Source organism: Streptomyces sp. NBC_01294 (assembly GCF_035917235.1).
GTDB classification, from domain to species: Bacteria; Actinomycetota; Actinomycetes; order Streptomycetales; family Streptomycetaceae; genus Streptomyces; species Streptomyces caledonius.
Genome location: NZ_CP108423.1, coordinates 6,465,788 through 6,488,315, shown reverse-complemented (window position 1 = coordinate 6,488,315; position 22,528 = coordinate 6,465,788). Strand labels below are relative to the sequence as shown.

Genomic DNA, 22,528 nt, shown 5'->3' with positions numbered 1-22,528 from the left:
ACACCGCCTCCGCTCCCGCGCGTCAGCCCGCCGACGGAGCCCCCGACGGCACCTCACGGGCCCCGTCCGACACCCCCTCAGACGAACCCGCCACCGCGCGTCCCCGCCCCGCAGTTGCCAGCACCCGCTGAGTGACCATCAGCACCAGCAGCGCCGCACCCCCCGCGACACTCGCCACGCCGAAGCTCGCCGCCGTGCCGCCCAGCTCCACCGCCGGACCGGCCACCGCCGTACCAATGGCCGCACCCACCCCGAAGAACGTCACCAGCCACGAGAAGGCCTCCGTCACCGTGCCCGCCGGAGCGTGCCGGTCCACCACGATGAACGCACACGCCAGAGCGGGCGCCAGGAACACGCCCGACAGCGCCGCGAGCGCCGTCATCGCCACCGGCCCCGGCGTCAGCATCAACGGCAGGTAGCAGAGCGCGAGCAGCGCCGCGAGCGCCGTCATCGCCACCGGCCCCGGCGTCAGCATCAACGGCAGGTAGCAGAGCGCGAGCAGCGCCACCAGCATCCGCAGCCGCCGCTCCGGCGCACCCGCCCACTGCCGGGCCCCGTAGAACACGCCACCGATCAGCGCACCCAGTCCGAGCGCCGCCATCAGCCAGCCGTACACGGCCTGGTTCCCGTGATCGTCCGCGTACGCCACACCGGCCACGGTGATCGAACCCAGCGCCGTCCCCACGAAGAAGAACGCACCCAGCAGCGCCAGCAGCCCCCGCGAACGCAGGGCGCCCAGCCAGTGCGCCTCCCGCGGCGCCGAACGCCACGAGCGCGACGGCTCGCTGACCACCACCGAGAGCGCACCCAGCACCCCGATCGCGTTGAGGGCCAGCAGCGCCCCCGCCGGCGACCACACCGCCACGAACAGCGTCACCAGCAGCGGACCGACCGTGAACATGACCTCCTGCGCCACCGCGTCCATCGCGTACGCGGCGTGCACCTTCTCCTCACGGCCCCCCAGCACGCCCGGCCACAGCGCCCGCAGCCCGCCCTCCAGGGGCGGCGTGAACAGCCCCGCGACGACCACCGCGGCATACGCGGCCACCACCGACCCCGTACCGACGAGCGCCAGCCACACCATGCCCAGAGCCGACACCACGGCGGCCGGCAGCTGCACCCGGGGCTGCCCGAAGAGGTCCACCGCCCGGCCCAGCAGCGGCTGACCCACCGCGTTGGCCAGCCCGTACGCGGCGGCGAGGGCCCCCGCGAGGCTGTAGCTGCCGCCCTCGGCCCGCGTGAACAGCACGATCGCGATCGGCGCCGTGGCGTTGGGCAGCCTGCCTATGAGCGTGCCCACCAGCAGCCTCGCGGCGTGCCGGGTCCCCAGCAGCTCCGCGTATCCCGCGGCCATGTCAGCCCCCTTCTGCCCGGATCCCACCGGGGTAATACGTATAACGTGACCCGTCATACGTACCATGGCCACAGTCCACGGGTCCACCTCCCACACGCCGCCACCACTCCCCACCTCGCACTTCAGGAGCCACCTGTGACGAGACCCACCAGCCGCGACGTCGCCACCGCCGCCGGGGTCTCCCAGGCCACCGTCTCCCTCGTCCTCGGCGACAAATGGCCCGGCCGCGTCTCCGAACGCACCGCAACCCACGTCCGCGAAACCGCCACCCGCCTCGGCTACCGCCCCAACCTCGCCGCCCGCAACCTGCGCCTCGGCTCCACCCGCACCGCCCTCCTCGTCGTCCCCGCCCTCACCAACGAGTTCTTCGCCCGCGTCTACACCGGCGCCGCCCGCGTCGCCGCGGAACACGGCTTCGGCGTCGTCCTCTACCCCTCCCCCGACGGCACCGGCCCCGCCCGCGACCCCTTCGCCTCCGCCCGCGCCGCCCTCGACGGAGTCATCGCCTCCTCCATGGCCGCCGACGCCCTGCGCGCCATCGGCGGCGACACCCTCCCCCTCGTCATGCTCGACAGCGACCCCACCGCGGACACCGCCGCCGCCCACGTCAACCTCGCCATGGCCGACGGCATGCGCCAGATCACCGCCCACCTCCTCGCCCACGGCCACCGGCGCTTCCTCCACCTCGCCTCCGCCGTCGACTCCTGGACCTTCGACACCCGCGCCGAAGCCCTGGCCGCCCTCCTGGGCCCCGAAAACGAGCTGCGCACCGTACGCGCCCCCCTCACCGTGGAAGGCGCCCGTGCGGCCGCCGAAGCCGCCCTCGCCGACCCCCGGGGCCGGCCCACCGCCATCGTCTGCGACGACGACATCCTCGCCGCCGGCGCCTGCAAGGCCGCCCGCCGCCTCGGCCTGCGCGTCCCCGAGGACCTCTCCGTCACCGGCTTCGACGACCTCGCCCTCGCCACCGCCGTCGAACCCGAACTCACCACGGTCCACCTCCCCGCCGAACGCGTCGGCGAACAAGGCATGACCGCCCTCCTCGCCGTCCTCGAAGGCACCCCCTGGACCGCCCCGGACATCCCCGTCCGCCTCATCACCCGCGGCTCCTCGGGCCCCGCCCCCACCCCCTGAACCGGGCACCCGGCCCTCAGCCCCCGGATCCGGCACCGGCCCCGACCCGAGCCCCGGCCCCGGCCCCGGACACGGACACGACGAAGCCCCGGCCCACCGCGAACGGCAGACCGGGGCCCTCGACCATCACTCCACGAGGCGACCGGACGTACTACTCCGCCTCGTCCTCCGGAGCCTCCTCGTTCGACACGGCATCCGCCTGGGCCGCCGCCGGCACGTTCGCCTCCAGCAGCCGCGCCAGCTGCCGGCCACGGATCCGCTTGAACTTCCGCTGCTGCGCCCGCGTCCGGTCCAGCACCGCGACCTCCAGCCGCTCGGCCGGAATCGTCTTGTCCGCACCGTTCGCCTGGCTCGACAGCGCCTGCACCGCGAGCTTCAACGCCTCGGACAGGGTCATCCCGTCCTGATGACGCTGATCCAGGAACGTACTGATCTGCTCGGCATTGCCGCCCACCGCGACCGAACCGTGCTCGTCCACGATCGACCCGTCGTGCGGCAGCCGGTAGATCTGGTCCCCGGCAGCCGTCGCACCGACCTCCGCGACCACCAGCTCCACCTCGTACGGCTTCTCACCCGCACTGGAGAAGATCGTGCCGAGCGTCTGCGCGTACACGTTCGCCAGCCCACGGGCCGTCACATCGTCACGGTCATAGGTGTATCCACGCAGATCCGCGTACCGCACACCGCCGATCCGCAGGTTCTCGTACTCGTTGTACTTGCCGGCGGCCGCGAAGCCGATCCGGTCGTAGATCTCACTGAACTTGTGCAGCGCACGGGACGGGTTCTCGCCGACGAACACGATGCCGTCGGCGTACTGCAGCACGACAAGGCTGCGACCGCGGGCGATGCCCTTCCGGGCGTATTCCGCCCGGTCGGCCATGGCCTGCTGGGGTGACACATAGAACGGAGTCGACACCGGTGTTCCGTCCCTTTCTTCTGGGCGACGAGGAGACGAGGAGTGATCAGAGCAGGGCCGCGCGCGGCCCGTCGGGCTGCTCCATGCGCCGCTCGGTGATGGCCCGCGCGAGCTCCGAGGACTCCGCCTCGCTGAGCCTGCGGAAGCCCTCGTCCGTGATGACGGTGACGATCGGGAAGATCCGGCGGTACAGGTCCGGGCCACCGGTCGCCGAGTCGTCGTCGGCGGCGTCGTAGAGGGCCTGCACGACCAGGGTGGTGGCCTGCTGCTCCGTCAGGTCGTCGCGGTAGAGCTTCTTCATGGAACCGCGGGCGAAGATCGAACCGGAACCGGTGGCGGCGAAGCCGTGCTCCTCGGAGCGGCCGCCGGTCACGTCGTAGGAGAAGATCCGGCCCTTCTCCTTGGCCTCGTCGAACCCGGCGAAGAGCGGTACGACGGCCAGCCCCTGCATCGCCATGCCCAGATTGCTCCGGATCATGGTGGACAGGCGGTTCGCCTTGCCCTCCAGGGAGAGGGTCGTCCCCTCCACCTTCTCGAAGTGCTCCAGCTCCAGCTGGAACAGCTTGACCATCTCCACGGCCAGGCCGGCCGTACCGGCGATGCCGACGGCGGAGTACTCGTCGGCCGGGAACACCTTCTCGATGTCCCGCTGCGCGATCATGTTCCCCATGGTCGCCCGCCGGTCACCGGCGAGCACGACCCCGCCGGGGAAGGTGGCGGCCACGATGGTCGTCCCGTGCGGCGCCTCGATCACACCGTCCGGCAGCTTGCGGTTGCCGGGCAGCATCTCGGGCGAGTGCGCACCCAGGAAGTCCATGAAGGACGACGACCCCGGCGTCAGGAAGGCTGCCGGTAGACGCCCTGTGCTACGAGTGTTGGCTTCCACGCGTTCCCTCCAGATACTCGGCGGCCCGACGCATGCGATCGGGGTTGTCCTTCAACAGGCCGAGGCCCACGTTGCAGTTCAAGCACAGTACGCCTCGGACCCTACCCGTCTCGTGGCAGTGATCCACATGCACGGCCGGAGCCTTCAGGCAGAGACAGCAAAGCCCGCCCTGAGTTGCGATCATTTCGTCACGTTGAGCCTCGGTGATGCCATAAGCGCGCTTGAGGTGACCCGCCCGGCCTTCGACCGCACGGCACGCCTTGCATCGCGTCGACAACCCGTCCGAAGCCGTCTTGTTCCGGTCCCATTCCGAGTGAGGCTTGATCTCCCCACACCGACGGCAGTACTTGTGCCCCACGGGGGCATCGACACGGGGACGCACATTCTTCCCCTTGGCTTTCTGGCGCTGCTGGTGATATTCGGCTGCGCACGGCCTGCAGTAGCACTGCAGGCCGTCTCGCATGGCCCTATTCGCAGCGAAGGCCTCGAGCGGCTTGAGTAAGCCACACCGCGGACACCGCTTCTCCACCCCCAACACGCACCCCCCCCGAGTGATTCGACCTTCGAATCGAAGGTAAAATCACTCGCCACCCTTCTGAACGAAGCTTCGAACGAAGTCCTCGGCGTTCTCCTCGAGCACATCATCGATTTCGTCGAGTACGGAGTCGACGTCGTCGGAGAGCTTTTCCTGGCGCTCCTTGAGGTCGGTCGATTCCTCGACCGCCGCCTCCTCGACCTCCTCGGTCGAGCGCGTCGCCTTCTGCTGTCCGCCGCCGGTGTCCTTGGTCGCCATGTCTACCTCACCCCGCTCGGTTCGCACGCTCACGTCGAGAGACCCCGGGATTCGGGATCTCTCAAGATCAGACCCTATGCCGGACCCTACTAGGAGGGTCCGACATTCGTCCCCGTACTTTCATAGTCCGGTTCTCTTCATGATTCCCGCACCGGGGCCCTTTCAGGCCCCGAAGGCACCGCTCACTGCCCCGAAAGCACCCGCACCAGGTCCTCCGCCGTGCGGCAGCGGTCCAAGAGCTCCTTGACGTGGTTCCGGGTCCCCCGCAGAGGTTCCAGCGTCGGGACCCGCTGGAGCGAGTCCCGGCCCGGGAGATCGAAGATCACCGAGTCCCAGGAGGCCGCGGCCACGTCGTCCGCGTACTGCTCCAGGCAGCGGCCGCGGAAGTAGGCCCGGGTGTCCTCCGGAGGCTTGCTCCGGGCCCGCTCGACGGCCGGCTCCTCCACCAGTCGCTTCATCTTGCCCCGGGCCACCAGGCGGTTGTAGAGGCCCTTCTCCGGCCTCACGTCCGAGTACTGGAGGTCGACCAGGTGCAGCCGCGCCGCGTCCCAGCCGAGCCCGTCCCTGCGCCGGTAGCCCTCCAGGATCTCCCGCTTGGCGATCCAGTCCAGCTCTCCCGACAGGCTCATCGGGTCGCTCTCCAGCCGGCCCAGCACGTCCTCCCAGCGGACCAGCATGTCCTTGGTCTGCTCGTCCGCGTCGGACCCGAAACGCTCGTCCACGTACTTCCGCGCCAGCTCGAAGTACTCCATCTGGAGTTGTACGGCGGTCAGTGTCCGCCCGCTGCGCAGCGTGATGAGGTGCTTGAGGTCGGGGTCGTGGGAGACCTGGTGGAGGGTGCGTACGGGCTGGTCGACGGCCAGGTCGACGTTGATGAACCCGTCTTCGATCATGGACAGGACAAGTGCCGTCGTGCCGAGCTTCAGGTACGTGGAGATCTCGGAGAGGTTCGCGTCGCCGATGATCACGTGCAGCCGGCGGTACTTCTCGGCGTCCGAGTGCGGCTCGTCCCGGGTGTTGATGATGGGCCGCTTCAGGGTGGTCTCCAGGCCGACCTCGACCTCGAAGTAGTCCGCGCGCTGGCTGATCTGGAAGCCGTGCTCGCGGCCGTCCTGGCCGATGCCCACGCGTCCCGCGCCGGTCACGACCTGTCGCGAGACGAAGAAGGGGGTCAGGTGGCGCACGATCTCCGAGAAGGGGGTTTCCCGCTTCATCAGGTAGTTCTCGTGCGTGCCGTAGGAGGCGCCCTTGTTGTCGGTGTTGTTCTTGTAGAGGTGGATCGGCTGGGCGCCGGGCAGCTGGGCCGCCCGTACGGCGGCCTCGGCCATGATCCGCTCGCCGGCCTTGTCCCAGAGCACGGCGTCGAGCGGGTTGGTGATCTCCGGCGAGCTGTACTCGGGGTGCGCGTGGTCGACGTAGAGCCGTGCGCCGTTCGTGAGGATGACGTTGGCGAGGCCGATGTCCTCGTCGGTCAGCTGGCTGTTGTCTGCGGCCTCGCGGGCGAGGTCGAAGCCGCGGGCGTCCCGCAGCGGGTTCTCCTCCTCGAAGTCCCAGCGGGCGCGTCGCGCCCGGTGCATCGCCGCCGCGTAGGCGTTGACGATCTGGGACGAGGTGAGCATGGCATTGGCGTTCGGGTGCCCCGGGACGGAGATCCCGTACTCCGTCTCGATCCCCATTACTCGCCGTACGGTCATGCGGCCCTCCTTGCCCGGCGGCGCTCCCCTTCGGGAGCGGCGCTCAAGTACCGCTGGTGCTCCGGTGCGTGTGACTGTGCGGTGCCCGTCCCCGCACTGCGCGTCCGGCGGTACGGAAGAGCCTAGAACCACTGCGCGCTCGTGGGGAGATCATTTCCGTCATTGAATCCGCCCTGTCACCGGCTGAAAAGCGGCCGGTCATGCGGTGGGGTAAAGCAGTCGGCTGCGGATGCCCGGGGAGGACATCCGCAGCCGCTCCGCCTCAGAGGTACTGACCGGTGTTCGCCACCGTGTCGATGGAGCGTCCGGTGTCCGCGCCCTGCTTTCCGGTGACGAGGGTGCGGATGAATACGATCCGCTCGCCCTTCTTTCCGGAGATACGGGCCCAGTCGTCCGGGTTGGTGGTGTTGGGCAGGTCCTCGTTCTCCTTGAACTCGTCCACGCAGGCCTGGAGGAGGTGGGAGACCCGAAGGCCCTTCTGGTTGTGCTCGAGGAAGGCCTTGATCGCCATCTTCTTCGCACGGTCCACGATGTTCTGGATCATCGCGCCCGAGTTGAAGTCCTTGAAGTAGAGGACTTCCTTGTCGCCGTTGGCGTACGTGACCTCGAGGAAGCGGTTCTCCTCGGTTTCGGCGTACATCTGCTCGACGACGGTCTGGATCATGCTGTGGACGGTGCCGCCCCTGGAGTCCTGGTGTTCGGACAGGTCGTCCGTGTGCAGGGGCAGGGAGGCCTTGAGGTACTTCGCGAAGATGTCCTTCGCGGCCTCGGCGTCCGGACGCTCGATCTTGATCTTCACATCGAGGCGGCCGGGCCGCAGGATGGCCGGGTCGATCATGTCCTCGCGGTTGGAGGCGCCGATGACGATGACGTTCTCCAGGCCCTCCACGCCGTCGATCTCGGCGAGGAGCTGCGGGACGATGGTGTTCTCCACGTCCGAGCTGACACCGGATCCGCGGGTGCGGAAGAGGGATTCCATCTCGTCGAAGAAGACGATGACGGGGGTGCCCTCGCTCGCCTTCTCCCGGGCACGCTGGAAGACGAGGCGGATGTGCCGCTCGGTCTCGCCGACGTACTTGTTGAGGAGCTCGGGGCCCTTGATGTTCAGGAAGTACGACTTCCCCTGGGCCTGGCCGGTCACCTCGGCGACCTTCTTGGCAAGGGAGTTGGCGACGGCCTTGGCGATGAGCGTCTTGCCGCAGCCGGGCGGGCCGTAGAGCAGGATGCCCTTCGGGGGCCGCAGTTCGTGTTCCTTGAACAGGTCCGGGTAGAGGTACGGGAGCTCGACCGCGTCGCGGATCAGCTCGATCTGGTCGCCCAGGCCGCCGATCTTGTCGTAGTCGATGTCGGGGACCTCTTCGAGGACGAGGTCCTCGACCTCGCTCTTGGGGACGATCTCGTAGACGTAGCCGGAGCGGGGTTCGAGCAGCAGGGAGTCGCCGGGGCGGATGATGACGTCCAGGAGCGGCTCGGCGAGCCTCACCACCCTTTCCTCGTCGGTGTGCCCGACCACCAGGGCGCGCTCGCCGTCCTCGAGGATCTCCTTGAGGGTGACGATGTCCCCGGCCCGCTCGTATTCCATGGCCTCGACCACGTTGAGCGCCTCGTTGAGCATGACCTCCTGGCCGCGCCGGAGGTCTTCCGGGTCGACGCTGGGGCTCACGTTCACGCGGAGCTTTCGGCCTCCGGTGAAGATGTCGACGGTGCCGTCCTCATTGGCCTGAAGGAAGACACCGAAGCCGGCCGGCGGCTGCGCGAGCCGGTCGACTTCTTCTTTGAGGGCCACGATCTGGTCGCGGGCCTCACGGAGGGTATTCGCGAGTCGTTCGTTCTGTGCGGATACGCCGGCCAGATTTGTCTGCAGCTCGACGATCCGCTCTTCGAGAATCCTCGTGTGTCGCGGAGAGTCGGCGAGCTTACGTCGCAGGACGGCGATTTCCTGCTCGAGATAGGCAACCTGGCCGGCGGGGTCCTCAGACCCTCGCCCGGGCCGGATGCCGCGGTTGATGTCGTCGTCGTGGGCTGCCACGGTCCTCACCTCCTCCAAGGGGAGCTGGACGCTTCCTGACCCTACCTGGGCTGGTGGTGATTGAAACCCCTAGATCACAAAGACGGTAGAGGTGTGTCCGATCTTCACCCTTGCGTACTCCCTCACGCCAAGGAAATACCCACCCATCAAACTCGGGAAGCGGCCGGTTGTAAGGTCGAACTGTTCAACACCCGTCAGGGCTCGCGCGACTTGCGTGCGAGTGGTGACCGGGATGGATCACTCAGCGCAGGGAACGGCAGGAGATATGACCGTGCAGCAGGACGCTCCGACGGGCGACGTCGGCGGGGCCGGCGAGCCGCTCGAGGTCTGGATCGATCAGGACCTCTGCACCGGCGACGGCATCTGCGTGCAGTACGCGCCCGAGGTGTTCGAGCTGGACATCGACGGTCTGGCGTACGTGAAGAGCGTGGACGACGAGCTGCTGCAGGAGGCGGGGGCGACCACTCCGGTTCCGCTGCCGCTGCTCCAGGACGTGGTCGACTCGGCGAAGGAATGCCCCGGTGACTGTATTCACGTAAGGCGCGTTTCGGACAGGGTGGAGGTCTTCGGTCCCGACGCGGAGTGAGGCTTCAAACACTCCTGGCGGCCGAGTCCGTCAGCTCCTGGCGGAATTTTCCGTCGCTCCAGCGCCACTTGGCGAGCTGTTTCTTGTCGGGGCAGCAGCGCGGGACCTCGGGGCCGGAGTAGCCGAGGAGGCTCGCGGTGACGGTTAGGTCGCGCACGGTGAGTTCTGTGGCGGTCTGGCGTTGCGGGGTGTCCAGGAGGGTGGCCACGACGCGCGGGCGTGCGCCCTCGGCGGGTTCCCTGGTGAGTACGTAGATCGCGTGGGGCGGGGTGCCGGAGCCCGCGTCGCAGCGGACGGCCGCCACGGTCTCGGGGCGGCCGTCGCCGTCGAGGTCGCCCTGGGCGGTGGCCGTGACGGCGTGGGGCGCGCCCTTGCAGTCGAGGGGGTAGGTGACGGCTGCCGCGTCGGGGGCGGCGGCCTGCGGGCCTTTCGCGGCGGGTTCCGCGGTGTCGGCGGGGGTGCCGGTGGCCGGCTGTACGAGTCCCGCTGCGGCTATGACGGCGGCCATGGCGGTGGCCGTGGCGAGCCAGTGGAGGGGCCTGGTCCGGGTGTGCGCCAGGGTGTCCGGGGTTGCCAGCGTGGCGGGGGTCTGCAGCACGCGGGGTGTCTCCTGTGCGAAGGGTGACGGGGAGCCAGCATCGTGCCACACCTCACACCGGGGTGGAACGGCAGGGTCCGGGTCGGCGTGAGGGCAACGAAAAGGCGCTGCGGCGCAGTTCCCGGTGTGTCGGGGGAACTGTGCCGCAGCGCCGTCGTGTTGGGCCGGCGGTGCGGTTACGCGGAGCGGTCGCTGCCGGGGCCGTCGTAGTCGTCGCCGTAGGCGCCCTTGGCGGGGCGGCGGCGGCGCATCGGGGGCTCGACGCCGTCGGCGAGGCGGCGGGCGGTGACGAGGAAGCCGGTGTGGCCGATCATCCGGTGGTCCGGGCGGACGGCCAGGCCTTCGACGTGCCAGTTGCGGATCATCGATTCCCACGGCTGCGGTTCGGCGAAGCAGCCGATCTCGCGGATGGACTCGACGGTCTTGGACAGCTGGGTGGTGGTGGCCACGTAGCAGCACAGGATGCCGCCGGGGACGAGGGCCTTGGAGACGGCCTCCAGGCACTCCCAGGGGGCGAGCATGTCGAGGATGACGCGGTCGACGTCGGTGTCGGACAGGTTGTCCTGGAGGTCGCCCACGGTGAGCTGCCAGGCCGGGTGGGGGCCGCCGAAGTAGCGTTCCACGTTGGCGGTGGCGATTTCGGCGAAGTCCGCGCGGCGCTCGTAGCTGTGGAGCATGCCCTGGTCGCCGATGGCGCGCAGCAGGAAGCTGCTCAGGGAGCCGGAGCCCACCCCCGCCTCCACGACGCGGGCGCCGGGGAAGATGTCGGCGAAGGCCAGGATCTGGCCCGCGTCCTTGGGGTAGACCACGGCGGCGCCGCGGGGCATGGACAGGACGTAGTCGGGGAGCAGGGGGCGCAGCGCGAGGTACGCGACGTTCCCCGTGGTACGGACAACACTGCCTTCGGGAGCACCGATCAGCTCGTCGTGGGGGAAGGAACCCTTGTGGGTGTGGAAATTCTTCCCGGCTTCGAGCGTGAACGTGTAGTGGCGGCCCTTGGGGTCGGTGAGCTGAACCTGGTCCCCGACCTTGAAGGGCCCGCGTCGGCGGGCGGCACCGGTCGGTTCGGACATGTGACCAGTGTATTGGCTTCAGGACTGGGGCCGTGCCATGGCCTTCACGAAGGCCTTTTCGACGTCGAGGGTGGACAGGACGCCGTAGATCGCGCCGCCGGGTTCGAGGACGAGGTACTCGGAGGCGGGGGTGGCGCGGAGGTGGTCGAGGAGTCCTTCGCCGTTGAGGTCCGCTGAAACCTTCATGCCGTCGGTGAGGTCCTGGGCGAGGGTGCTGACGGCGACCCAGGGGCGGCGGTGTTCGGGGACGGAGGCGATGGCGCTCTCGCGGACGATGGCGGTGGGGTCGCCGTGGCCGTCGACGACGACGAGGGCGCGGGCTCCGGCCTCGTTGGCCCGGCGCAGGGCTTCGGAGAGGGGGGTGGCGTTCTCGACGGGGATGGCGCGCCGGGTGAGGGTGCGGGCGCGCAGTTCGGGGAGGTGTTCGCGCAGGCGGGCCATGCGCAGGCTGTTGCCGGCGCCGGTCCAGATGATGGCGGCGAGGATGGCGGCGAGCAGGGCGTCCATGACGGTGTCCATGCCGCCGATCTCCTCGGTGCGGTTGCCGAGGAGTCCGGTGTGGGTGAGCAGGGGCAGGCCGAGGAGGACGGCGACGGCGAGGCCGCGGCCGACCCAGGCGGCGGCGACGGTGCCGGCCATGGGCTTGCCGGTGATGCCCCAGATGAGGGCGCGGAGCATGCGGCCGCCGTCGAGGGGGAGGCCGGGGAGGAGGTTGAAGGCGGCGACGAGCAGGTTGGAGATCATCAGGCCTGCGAGGAGGACGCCGGGGACGGTGGCCGGGTCGACGGCTTTCATGCCGAGGTAGAAGGCGCCGGCGAGGAGGAGGGAGAGCAGGGGGCCGACGAAGGCGAGGACGAATTCGCGGCCGGGGGTCTCGGATTCCTTCTCGATCTCGGAGACTCCGCCGAAGAACTGGAGCTGGATGCGGCGCACGGGGAGTTTGAAGCGGAGGGCGGCGACGGTGTGCGCGAGTTCGTGGACGAGGACGGAGGCGTAGAAGGCGACCGCGAAGAAGAGGGAGACGAGGTAGCGGACGGGTCCGAGTTCGGGCAGGACCCGGTCGAGCTGGTCGCCGAAGACCCAGGTGATGAGGGCGGCGACGAGGAACCAGCTGGGCGAGACGTAGACGGGCACGCCGAAGGGGCGGCCCATGAGGATGCCGCCGCCCGGTCCGGAGCGCCGGCCTGCGCGCTCGCCGGTTTCGTCGGTGTCTGCCACGTCTGTCCTTCGTTCGGTGCTGGTGTGTGTTCCAGTGTGGTTCTGATCGCGTAGGCGCGGTGTCTGTAGCGCGTTGTAGCGCGTTGTGATGCTCCGATCATGCAGTGCGAGGGTGCTTGGCGTCGATGGTATGCGCGTGCTGTCGGTGGCGGGTCGTAGGGTTTTGTGCATGACGACGAGCCCCGGTGCTGTGCCTGGCGCAGCAGATGCCGATGCGCGGAGCGCTGTGGCGCCCACTTCGCTCTCCCCTTCGCGGGCGAGCGATTTCATGCAGTGCCCGCTTCTGTACCGGTTCCGGGTGATCGACCGGCTGCCGGAGAAGCCGAGTGCGGCGGCGACGCGGGGGACGCTGGTGCACGCGGTGCTGGAGCGTCTCTTCGATCATCCGGCGCAGGAGCGGACGGCGCCGGCTGCGAAGGCGTTGCTTCCGGGGCAGTGGGAGCGGCTGCTGGAGGCGAAACCGGAGCTGACGGAGCTGTTCCCGCCGGGGGACGAGGGGGCGGGGCTGGCGCGGTGGCTGACGGAGGCGGAGGCGCTGGTCGAGCGCTGGTTCACGCTGGAGGACCCGACGCGGCTGGAGCCGGTGGAGCGGGAGTTCTTCGTGGAGACGGAGCTGGAGTCGGGGCTGCGGTTGCGGGGGATCATCGACCGGGTGGACGTGGCGCCGACGGGTGAGGTGCGGATCGTCGACTACAAGACGGGCAAGGCGCCGCGGCCGGAGTATGCCGAGGGTGCGCTGTTCCAGATGAAGTTCTACGCGCTGGTGGTGTGGCGGCTGAAGCAGGTGGTGCCGCGGCGGCTGCAGCTGGTGTATCTGGGCAGTGGGGACGTGCTGACGTACGACCCGGTGGTGGCGGATCTGGAGCGGGTGGAGCGCAAGCTGCTGGCGTTGTGGGAGGCGATCCGGGAGGCGACGGAGTCGGGTGAGTGGCGGCCGCGGCCGACGAAGCTGTGCGGCTGGTGTGATCATCGGGCGGTGTGCCCGGAGTTCGGGGGGACTCCCCCGCCGTATCCGCTGGTGATCTCCCCCGGTTACCGCCGGGAGGTGCCCCCGGCGCGGCCCGGGGTGGAGCTGCCGGCGGAGCGCCCGGCGGAGTCTTGATCATCGGGTCAGGGCAGAATGGACGGGCCCGCCGTAGCCGTCCGACGAATACGAGGTAGACCCCGTGGCCATCCGCGTCCTTCTGGTCGACGACCAGCCACTGCTGCGCACCGGTTTCCGGATGATTCTGGAGGCCGAGGAGGACCTGGCGGTGGTGGGTGAGGCCGGGGACGGTCTGCAGGCGCTGGACCAGGTGCGGGCGCTGCAGCCCGACGTGGTGCTGATGGACATCCGGATGCCGCGGATGGACGGGGTGGAGGCGACCCGGCAGATCACCGGTCCGGGGCGGGACGGGCCGGCGAAGGTGCTGGTCCTGACCACGTTCGATCTGGACGAGTACGTGGTGGAGGCGCTGCGGGCGGGGGCGAGCGGGTTCCTGCTGAAGGACGCTCCGGCCAATGAGCTGGTTCAGGCGATCCGGGTGGTGGCGGCGGGCGAGGCGATGCTCGCGCCGAGCATCACGCGGCGGCTGCTGGACAAGTACGCGGGGCACCTGCCGTCGGGTGAGGAGAGCGTCCCGGACACGCTGGGGACGCTGACCGAGCGTGAGGTCGAGGTGTTGAAGCTGGTGTCCCGGGGTCTGTCGAACGCGGAGATCGCGGCGGACCTGTTCGTGAGCGAGACGACGGTCAAGACGCATGTGGGGCACGTGCTGACGAAGCTGGGTCTGCGCGACCGGGTCCAGGCGGCCGTGTACGCGTACGAGAGCGGTCTGGTCCGTCCCGGGGCGCAGTAGCGGCCGCTGGACAAGCGGAACCGCTGGACAAGCGGAACCGCTGGGCAGGCGGAACGGGCCGGCAGCCGCGTGGTGCGGCTGCCGGCCCGTTGTGCGTGGCCCGGTCGGGGTCAGCCCTTGCTGATCTCCCAGAAGCGGAAGACGGTCGATGCGTCGAGGGACCACTGGAGGCCGTTGACGTTCTGGCGGGTGACGGCGTACTGCTTGCCCTGCCAGAGCGGGAGGATCGGGAGTTCCTCGGCGACGATGTCCTGGAGGCGGTCGTAGTCCGTGTTGGCCGCGGTGCGGTCGGACTTCGCGGAGGTCGACGGGATGATCGTCCCGGTGATCTCCTTGTTGTCGTAGTTGTTGTGCAGGACGTTGTCCGGGCCGAAGAACGGCTGCGTGAAGTTGTCGGCGTCCGGGTAGTCGGGGACCCAGCCCTTGACGTACACGCCGTACTTGCCGGCCTGGATGTCCTTCTCGTACTGCTCGTACTCGACGGACTTGACGTCGGCCTCGAAGAGTCCGCTGTCGTTGAGCTGCTTGGCGATGACCTCGAACTGGTGGTCGGTGGAGGGGCCGTAGCGGGACGGCGTGGAGTACAGGGTCAGCTTGACCTTGCCGTTGATGCCGGCGGCCTTGAGGGCGGCCTTGGCCTTCTCGGGCTGCGGGGTGCCGCCGTAGCGGTCGAAGAACGGCGTGGTGTGTCCGGCGATGCCGGTGGGGACGATGGAGTACAGGGCGGTGGCGGTGCCCGCGTACACGTCCTTGACGAGGGCTTCGCGGTCCACGAGGTAGGCGATGGCCTTGCGGACGGGGAGCTTGCCGACGACGGGGTCGTTGACGTTGAAGACCATGTGCTCGACTTCGGCGCCGGTGCCCTGGACGACGTCGACCTTGTCGTCGCCGGTCTTGGACGAGGCGAGGGCGGCGATGTCCTTGGCGGCGAGGCCGCGGAAGGCGAAGTCGACGTCGCCGCTCTCCAGGACGGTCTTGAGGCCGGCCTGGTCGCCGTTGAAGAACTTCAGGGTGACGCCGGTGTTCTTGGCCTTGGCCTTGCCGTTGTAGGACTCGTTGACGGAGAAGGTGGCGCTCTTCTCGCCGAAGGAGTCCAGCTTGTAGACGCCGGAGCCGATCGCCTTGTTGTCGGTGCGCAGCTTGTCGGCCGGGTACTCGCTGTGGTCGACGATGGAGCCGGCGCCCGAGGCGATCTTGCTCGGGAAGGTCGCGTCGGACGTCTTGAGGCGGAAGACGACCGTCTTCTCGTCGGGGGTTTCGATGCTCGCGATCGACGAGAGCATGACGGCCGGGCCGTTCTCGTCGTTGATCTTCAGCGTGCGCTCGAAGGAGAACTTGACGTCCTTCGAGGTGAGGCTGTGGCCGTTGCTGAACTTCAGGTCGGGCCGCAGGGTGCACTTGTAGAGCTTGCTGTCGCCGCCCTCGAAGGCGCAGGCCTGTGCGGCGTCGGGCTCGGGGGTGGTCCCGCCCTTGGGGAAGCTCAGCAGCGACTGGAAGACGTTGTTGAACAGCAGCCAGGAGCCCGGGTCGTAGCCCGATGCCGGGTCGGTGGACTTCACCTTGTCGGATATGCCCATGACCACACCCTTGCCGCTGCCGGCATTGGAGCCATCGGTCGAACCGCAACCGCTGAGCAGCGCGGCGGCGGTGGCTGCGCCGAGCGGGGCCGCCAGCCACTGGTTACGTCGATTCACGGTACGTCCTTCACAATCGAACTGTCGTTGCTCCGGCCCGCGACACCCGCTGCCGGTCGTTGTCTTGCTCAGCCGCTTACGCCGCGGCCGAGCTCCCACAGCTGGAGGTCGGAGATGGCGTTGACGGACCACTCCACTCCGGTGATCCCGTCGCGTGCGGCGACGTACTGCTTGCCCTGCCACAGGGGCAGGACGGGTACGTCCTCGGCGACGATGTCCTGAATCTCCGTGAACGCGGGGACGGCGACGTTGCGGTCGACCGCCCTCCGGGACTCGGGGATGAGCCTGGTGCGCACCGCGCTGTTGGCGTACGGCGTGCCCAGGAAGTTGTCCTGCTCCAGGAACGGGGCGAGGAAGTTGTCGGCGTCCGCGTAGTCGGGGAACCAGCCGAGCCCGTAGGCGGCGTGGTCGCCCTTCTTCTGCGCGGGACGGAAGTCGCCCCACTCGCTGCCCTGGACGGTGATGTCGAACAGCTGGGTGGAGTTCAGCTGGGCCTTGAGGGCCTCGAACTCGGCAGCCGTGCCGTCGCCGTAGTGGTCGCTGGTGTAGTGCAGGGTCAGCTTGACCGGGGTCTTGATCCCGGCCTCCTTCAGCAGGGCGGCGGCCTTGGCCGTGTTGGCGTCGCCGTACTTGTTGAAGAAGGAGTTGACGTGGCCCGTCACGGTGGTGGGGACCAGCGAGTAGAGGGGCTGCGCGGACTTGCCGTAGACCTTGGAGATGAGGGCGTCGCGGTCGACGGCGGCGGCGAGGGCCTGGCGTACGGCCTTGTCCTTGACGACCGGGGCCTCGGTGTTGAAGCCGAGGTAGCGGATCTCCAGGCCGGGCATCGGGACCAGCTTGACGCCCTTGGGCGGCCGGTCGCTGAACTCGGCGATCTGGGCGGGCGACAGGGTGCGGGAGACCATGTGGATCCTCCCGTCGGTGAGCGCCTTGCCCATGGCCGGCGAGTCGGGGAAGGTGCGCAGTTCGACCTTGTCGTTCTGCAGCTTGATGTCGCCCTTGTAGTGGGGGTTCTTGCTGAAGACGGCGCGGACGAGCTGGTTGCCCTTGACCTCGGCCTTCATCGTGTACGGGCCGGAGCCGTCCACGGCGAAGCCCTCGCGGAGCTTCTTGGCGTCGTAGTTCTTCTCGCTGACGATGCCGGCGGCGGGGGTGGAGAGCTTGTGCGGGAAGGTCGCGTCCGGGGTCTTCAGCTGGAAGACGACGGTGTCGGCGCCCTTGACCTCGACCTTGTCGAGGGTGGAGAGCAGCGAGGACGGACCGTTCTCGTCCTTGATGGCGAGGACGCGGTCGATGGAGAACTTGACGTCCTGGGCGGTGAGCGGGTCACCGCTGGCGAACTTCAGCCCGGGGCGCAGGGTGCAGCGGTAGCTGGTGTTGCCGGTGTCGGTGAAGCGGCAGGCGGAGGCTGCTTCGGGGACGGGCTGGCCGCCGCCGCGCGGGGTGTGCATCAGCGTCTGGACGGTCTGGCGCAGGATGTTCCAGGCCCCGGCGTCGTAGGCGTAGGCCGGGTCGAAGGGGGCGGGAGCGAAGTCTGCGGCCTCGAACCGGTCGGTGGTGCCGACGACGATCGCTCCGGATCCCGCTCCTCCGCCGCTCGCGGTGCCGCAGGCGGCCAGCGCGGGGGTGAGCAGTCCGGCCGCGGCCGTCAGCACCATGGTCTTGCGGTTCATGCTGGAAGTACTCCCTGTAACCGGCACTTGTTCAAAGCGGCGTAAAGGGCACTTCGCGGCGTCGCCCGTTCAGGGCGGAACGATCGGGCCGGTGTGATGACGATCGGTCCACGCGGTCCCGGCACAGGGGTGTGTGTCGGGACGGCTGAGGTGCGGCGCAGTGCCCGCAATGACACTAGTGGTCCGGGACGGGATGGCTGGAACTGACCGGACTTGGGGCGTAATCGCACCGTGATCGGAGCGAACTGCCTGTTCACGCGCGGGGCTCCGCAGATTCGGTCAGCAGCTGATCAATCCGGACACAAAGGAACCCCCCAGGGGCCCGGGACAGGTCCATGGGGGGTTTGACAGGTGACCAAGCTCACTCTGAGCGACGGGTGCGGAGGGGATGGAATTTCAGCCTCCGGGGCCTGCGGCGGAAGATCCTTCCGCCGGACCTCGATCCTGCAGGCGTTTGGTTCGGCACAGAGCGTGCACACGGAGTTCCGGTGTGTGGCACCCGCCCGGCCGGCGGGTGCCCGCGTGCGCCGCCACGTGGCCGAGTGTGACCAGTACGACGAGTGTCCCGGTCAGTTCATCGGGGCGATGAGGGAGCGCAGGAAGGCCAGGTCGACGTCCTCCAGCGAGCGCACGACCGTACGCCCCGGGGCCGGTTCGATCACGCCCACCGAGGGGATGGCCACGACCCGGCAGCCGGCTGCCTCGGCGGCCGCCACACCGGTCCTGGTGTCCTCGATGACCGCGCACCGCGAGGGGTGCGCGCCCAGCGACCGCGCGGCGAACAGGTACGGGTCGGGATGCGGCTTGGTACGGGGCACCTCGTCGCCGGCGACCGTCATGGTGAAGCGGTCGCGGCCGAGGGTGAGCAGGACCTGGTCGATGACGCGGCGGTGGGAGGCGGAGACGAGGGCGGTGGGCACGTTGTGCCGGGCCAGCTCGGTCAGCAGCCGCTCGGCGCCCGGCATCAGCGGCACCCGGTCGGCGATGCGGGCCTCGAAGCGCTCGTTGAGCAGGACGCTCAGCTCGGCGAGGCCGATGGGGGCGCCGGTCGCCTCGATCAGGAAGGCCGCGCTGCGGCTCATCGGTCCGCCGACGACCACGTCGCGCCAGGCGTCGTCCAGCCGGTGCCCGAGCTCGTGGAAGATCTCCGCCTCGATCTCCCACCAGAAGCCCTCGGTGTCGACCAGGGTGCCGTCCATGTCGAGCAGCACCGCCTGCAGGGCCGAGCCGTCGGCCGTACGGGCGACGGCGGCGGGAACGGTGCTCGTCATGCGCATGCCTCTCAGAAGGGACGAGAAGGCCGGTCACCTCTTCCCGCGGGGCGTTCCCCGGGGAACAGGCGACCGGCCTGTATGGGACCGACAAGTGTACGTCGGCTGAGCTCAGCGTGCGTTGAAATACTTCGCTTCGGGGTGGTGAATCACGATCGCGTCGGTGGACTGCTCCGGGTGGAGCTGGAACTCCTCCGACAGGTGGACGCCGATCCGCTCCGGCTGGAGGAGGTCGGCGATCTTCGCGCGGTCCTCCAGGTCGGGGCAGGCGCCGTAGCCGAGGGAGAAGCGGGCACCGCGGTACTTGAGGTCGAACATGTCCTCGACCGCGGCGGGGTCCTCGCCGCCGAATCCGAGCTCGGCGCGGACGCGGGCGTGCCAGTACTCGGCCATGGCCTCGGCGAGCTGGACGGACAGGCCGTGCAGCTCCAGGTACTCGCGGTAGGAGTCGGACTCGAACAGCTTGGCCGTGGCCTCGCCGATCCTCGAGCCCACGGTGACCACCTGGAGGCCGACGACGTCGGTCTCGCCGGACTCCTCCGGGCGGAAGAAGTCCGCGAGGCACAGCCGCCGGCCGCGGCGCTGGCGCGGGAAGGTGAAGCGGGTCCGCTCGTTGCCCGCCTCGTCGAGGATGATCAGGTCCTCGCCCTTGGACACGCAGGGGAAGTACCCGTAGACGACGGCGGCCTCGAGCAGGTTCTCGGTGTGCAGCTTGTCCAGGAGGCCGCGCAGGCGCGGGCGGCCCTCGCTCTCGACGAGCTCCTCGTACGTGGCTCCGCCCGCGCGGGCCTGCTTGAGGCCCCACTGGCCCTTGAAGAGGGCGCCCTCGTCGAGCCAGGAGGCGTAGTCCTTGAGCGGGATGCCCTTGACCACCCGGGTGCCCCAGAAGGGCGGGGTGGGGACGGGGTTGTCGACGGACACGTCGGAGCGGCCGCCGGTCTCCTGCGGCTCGTCCACCTGGAGGGCTGAGGTGTCGCGCTTGGCGACGCGGCGCTGCTTGAGCTCGGGCAGGGACGCGCCGGGGACGCCGCGCTTGACGGCGATCAGGGCGTCCATCAGGCGCAGGCCTTCGAAGGCGTCGCGGGCGTAGCGGACCTCGCCCTCGTAGATCTCGTGGAGGTCCTGCTCGACGTAGGCGCGGGTGAGGGCGGCGCCGCCGAGGATCACCGGGTAGTCGGCGGCCAGCTTGCGCTGGTTCAGCTCCTCCAGGTTCTCCTTCATGATCACGGTCGACTTCACGAGCAGGCCGGACATGCCGATGACGTCGGCCTTGTGCTCCTGCGCGGCTTCGAGGATCGCGGAGACGGGCTGCTTGATGCCGATGTTGACGACGTTGTAGCCGTTGTTCGTCAGGATGATGTCGACGAGGTTCTTGCCGATGTCGTGGACGTCGCCGCGGACGGTGGCGAGCACGATCGTGCCCTTGCCCTCGTCGTCCGTCTTCTCCATGTGCGGTTCGAGGTAGGCGACGGCCGTCTTCATGACCTCGGCGGACTGCAGGACGAAGGGGAGCTGCATCTGGCCGGAGCCGAAGAGCTCGCCGACGACCTTCATGCCCTCCAGGAGGGTGTCGTTGACGATGTCGAGGGCGGGGCGGGTCTGGAGGGCCTCGTCGAGGTCGGTCTCCAGGCCGTTCTTCTCGCCGTCGATGATGCGGCGCTGCAGGCGCTCGTCCAGCGGCAGGGCGAGGAGCTCCTCGGCGCGGCCGGCCTTCAGTGACTTGGTGTTGACGCCCTCGAAGAGGGCCATCAGCTTCTGCAGCGGGTCGTAGCCCTCGGCCCGCCGGTCGTAGATCAGGTCGAGGGCGGTGGTGACCTGCTCCTCGTCGAACCGGGCGATCGGCAGGATCTTGGAGGCGTGGACGATGGCCGAGTCCAGGCCCGCCTTGACGCACTCGTCGAGGAACACCGAGTTCAGCAGCACGCGGGCGGCCGGGTTGAGGCCGAAGGAGATGTTCGACAGGCCGAGGGTGGTCTGGACGTCCGGGTGGCGGCGCTTGAGCTCGCGGATGGCCTCGATCGTCGCGATGCCGTCCTTGCGGGACTCCTCCTGCCCGGTGCAGATCGTGAAGGTCAGCGTGTCGATGAGGATGTCCGACTCCCGGATCCCCCAATTCGCCGTCAGGTCGGCGATCAGACGTTCAGCGATGGCGACCTTGTGCTCGACGGTGCGGGCCTGACCCTCCTCGTCGATGGTCAGCGCGATGAGCGCGGCGCCGTGCTCCTGGGCCAGTCGGGTGACCTTGGCGAAGCGGGACTCGGGGCCGTCGCCGTCCTCGTAGTTCACCGAGTTGATGACGGCGCGGCCGCCGAGCTTCTCCAGGCCCGCCCGGATGACGGGAACCTCGGTGGAGTCCAGGACGATCGGCAGCGTGGAAGCGGTCGCGAAACGACCCGCCAGCTCCTCCATGTCGGCGACGCCGTCGCGGCCGACGTAGTCCACGCACAGGTCGAGCATGTGCGCGCCCTCACGGATCTGGTCGCGCGCCATCTCCACGCAGTCGTCCCAGCGGGCCTCCAGCATGGCCTCGCGGAACTTCTTGGAGCCGTTGGCGTTGGTGCGCTCGCCGATCGCCATGTAGGAGGTGTCCTGGCGGAAGGGCACGGTCTGGTAGAGCGAGGCGGCGCCGGGCTCGGGCTGGGGGCTGCGCGGGGTGATCTCGGTGCCGCGGACCCGCTCGACGACCTGGCGCAGGTGCTCGGGGGTCGTACCGCAGCAGCCGCCGACCAGGGACAGCCCGTACTCGCGGACGAAGGTCTCCTGGGCGTCGGCCAGCTCGGAGGCGCTCAGCGGGTAGTGCGCGCCCTCCTTGGTCAGGACGGGCAGACCGGCATTGGGCATGCAGGACAGCGGGATGCGGGCGTTGCGCGCCAGGTAGCGCAGGTGCTCGCTCATCTCGGCGGGCCCGGTGGCGCAGTTCAGGCCGATCATGTCGATGCCCAGCGGCTCCAGCGCGGTCAGGGCCGCGCCGATCTCCGAGCCGAGCAGCATGGTGCCGGTGGTCTCGACGGTGACGGAGCAGATCAGCGGGACGGAGACGCCGAGCGCCTCCATGGCCCGGCGGGCGCCGATGATGGAGGACTTCGTCTGCAGGAGGTCCTGGGTGGTCTCGACGAGCAGCGCGTCGGCGCCGCCGGTGATCAGGCCCTCGGCGTTGATCTGGTAGGCGTCGCGGATCTGCGCGTAGGTGATGTGGCCGAGCGTGGGCAGCTTGGTGCCGGGGCCGATGGAGCCCAGGACCCAGCGCTGCTGCCCGGTGGAGGCGGTGAACTCGTCGGCGACCTCGCGGGCGATGCGGGCGCCGGACTCCGACAGCTCGAAGTTGCGGTCGGCGATGTCGTACTCGGCGAGCGCCGCGAAGTTCGCGCCGAAGGTATTGGTCTCGACGCAGTCCACGCCCACCGAGAAGTACGCCTCGTGCACGGTGCGCACGATGTCGGGGCGGGTGACGTTGAGGACCTCGTTGCAGCCTTCGAGCTGCTGGAAGTCCTCCATGGTGGGGTCCTGCGCCTGGAGCATCGTCCCCATGGCTCCGTCGGCGACGACCACGCGGGTCGCGAGTGCCTCTCGGAGGGCATCGGCCCGGGTCTGGGTGTCAGCGGGCGGGGTGGGCAACGAAGCCATGGTGGTGCTCCCTGGGATGCGACGGCTGTCGGCTTTGCACCCCCTCTGTGTCAAGGGCGCACGCGGCCAGCGTAACCGCGAGGCACCGGACCCGGTGCGGGTGTCCCACGTGGCGGACTGCATTCTGTGTCGGGGGTTGCCGGGGCT

General features: G+C 69.2%; 18 protein-coding genes. 4 read left to right on the top strand and 14 right to left on the bottom strand.

Going from position 1 to position 22,528, the window contains the following annotated elements; all coding sequences use genetic code 11:
* Nucleotides 1–22 precede the first annotated feature (22 nt).
* A complete protein-coding gene (locus OG534_RS29305; protein ID WP_326591978.1) occupies nucleotides 23–1,354 on the bottom strand; it encodes an MFS transporter in 1,332 nt (443 codons plus the stop codon).
* Between the two features lie 135 nt (nucleotides 1,355–1,489).
* Here OG534_RS29305 and OG534_RS29300 point away from each other — a divergent pair, with 135 nt between their 5' ends.
* Nucleotides 1,490–2,488: a LacI family DNA-binding transcriptional regulator gene (locus OG534_RS29300; RefSeq protein ID WP_326591976.1), complete on the top strand. Its 999-nt coding sequence runs from the start codon at nucleotides 1,490–1,492 to the stop codon at nucleotides 2,486–2,488.
* A 151-nt stretch (nucleotides 2,489–2,639) separates the two neighbouring features.
* Here the strand turns inward: OG534_RS29300 and prcA are convergent, their stop codons facing one another.
* From prcA to arc, 6 genes are all read right to left on the bottom strand, one after another.
* On the bottom strand, nucleotides 2,640–3,404 hold the full coding sequence (gene prcA / locus OG534_RS29295) for a proteasome subunit alpha (RefSeq protein ID WP_326591974.1): 765 nt from the start codon (nucleotides 3,402–3,404) through the stop codon (nucleotides 2,640–2,642).
* A gap of 46 nt (nucleotides 3,405–3,450) precedes the next feature.
* A complete protein-coding gene (gene prcB, locus OG534_RS29290) occupies nucleotides 3,451–4,290 on the bottom strand; it encodes a proteasome subunit beta (RefSeq protein ID WP_326591973.1) in 840 nt (279 codons plus the stop codon).
* Nucleotides 4,271–4,474 carry an endonuclease VII domain-containing protein gene (locus OG534_RS38735; RefSeq protein ID WP_442807252.1) on the bottom strand — a complete coding sequence of 68 codons (204 nt, stop codon included), beginning with the start codon at nucleotides 4,472–4,474 and terminating at the stop codon, nucleotides 4,271–4,273. Before OG534_RS38735 ends, prcB begins: the two co-directional genes overlap by 20 nt.
* Before the next feature lie 396 nt (nucleotides 4,475–4,870).
* Nucleotides 4,871–5,083, bottom strand: coding sequence for a ubiquitin-like protein Pup (locus tag OG534_RS29280; RefSeq protein WP_030233608.1), 213 nt, complete (start codon nucleotides 5,081–5,083; stop codon nucleotides 4,871–4,873).
* Between the two features lie 182 nt (nucleotides 5,084–5,265).
* Nucleotides 5,266–6,777 (bottom strand): depupylase/deamidase Dop, encoded by a 1,512-nt coding sequence (gene dop, locus OG534_RS29275; RefSeq protein WP_326591968.1) that lies wholly within the window; start codon nucleotides 6,775–6,777, stop codon nucleotides 5,266–5,268.
* 262 nt (nucleotides 6,778–7,039) lie between these two features.
* Nucleotides 7,040–8,806: a proteasome ATPase gene (gene arc / locus OG534_RS29270; protein ID WP_326591967.1), complete on the bottom strand. Its 1,767-nt coding sequence runs from the start codon at nucleotides 8,804–8,806 to the stop codon at nucleotides 7,040–7,042.
* A 265-nt stretch (nucleotides 8,807–9,071) separates the two neighbouring features.
* Between arc and OG534_RS29265 the strand changes: the two genes are divergently transcribed.
* Nucleotides 9,072–9,392 carry a ferredoxin gene (locus OG534_RS29265; protein WP_326591966.1) on the top strand — a complete coding sequence of 107 codons (321 nt, stop codon included), beginning with the start codon at nucleotides 9,072–9,074 and terminating at the stop codon, nucleotides 9,390–9,392.
* Between the two features lie 4 nt (nucleotides 9,393–9,396).
* Here OG534_RS29265 and OG534_RS29260 read toward each other — a convergent pair whose 3' ends face one another.
* From OG534_RS29260 to OG534_RS29250, 3 genes are all read right to left on the bottom strand, one after another.
* Entirely contained in the window at nucleotides 9,397–9,990 is a 594-nt protein-coding gene (locus tag OG534_RS29260; protein WP_326591964.1) for a hypothetical protein, read from the bottom strand.
* Between the two features lie 176 nt (nucleotides 9,991–10,166).
* Entirely contained in the window at nucleotides 10,167–11,063 is an 897-nt protein-coding gene (locus tag OG534_RS29255; RefSeq protein WP_326591962.1) for a tRNA (adenine-N1)-methyltransferase, read from the bottom strand.
* An 18-nt stretch (nucleotides 11,064–11,081) separates the two neighbouring features.
* A complete protein-coding gene (locus OG534_RS29250) occupies nucleotides 11,082–12,215 on the bottom strand; it encodes a site-2 protease family protein (RefSeq protein ID WP_326593929.1) in 1,134 nt (377 codons plus the stop codon).
* Between the two features lie 235 nt (nucleotides 12,216–12,450).
* Between OG534_RS29250 and OG534_RS29245 the strand changes: the two genes are divergently transcribed.
* Both OG534_RS29245 and OG534_RS29240 read left to right on the top strand, forming a co-directional pair.
* Entirely contained in the window at nucleotides 12,451–13,383 is a 933-nt protein-coding gene (locus OG534_RS29245) for a RecB family exonuclease (protein ID WP_326591961.1), read from the top strand.
* 64 nt (nucleotides 13,384–13,447) lie between these two features.
* A complete protein-coding gene (locus tag OG534_RS29240; RefSeq protein WP_326591960.1) occupies nucleotides 13,448–14,119 on the top strand; it encodes a response regulator transcription factor in 672 nt (223 codons plus the stop codon).
* 110 nt (nucleotides 14,120–14,229) lie between these two features.
* Here OG534_RS29240 and OG534_RS29235 read toward each other — a convergent pair whose 3' ends face one another.
* The 4 genes from OG534_RS29235 to metH form a co-directional block, all read right to left on the bottom strand.
* A complete protein-coding gene (locus tag OG534_RS29235) occupies nucleotides 14,230–15,813 on the bottom strand; it encodes an ABC transporter substrate-binding protein (protein WP_326591959.1) in 1,584 nt (527 codons plus the stop codon).
* 68 nt (nucleotides 15,814–15,881) lie between these two features.
* Nucleotides 15,882–17,486, bottom strand: a complete 1,605-nt coding sequence (locus OG534_RS29230) for an ABC transporter substrate-binding protein (protein WP_326591958.1) — start codon at nucleotides 17,484–17,486, stop codon at nucleotides 15,882–15,884.
* A gap of 569 nt (nucleotides 17,487–18,055) precedes the next feature.
* The gene (locus tag OG534_RS29225; protein ID WP_326591956.1) at nucleotides 18,056–18,757 is read right to left on the bottom strand and encodes an HAD family hydrolase; all 702 of its coding nucleotides are present in this window, start codon (nucleotides 18,755–18,757) and stop codon (nucleotides 18,056–18,058) included.
* A 111-nt stretch (nucleotides 18,758–18,868) separates the two neighbouring features.
* Nucleotides 18,869–22,381, bottom strand: coding sequence for a methionine synthase (metH, locus tag OG534_RS29220; protein ID WP_326591954.1), 3,513 nt, complete (start codon nucleotides 22,379–22,381; stop codon nucleotides 18,869–18,871).
* Between the last annotated feature and the right edge of the window lie 147 nt (nucleotides 22,382–22,528).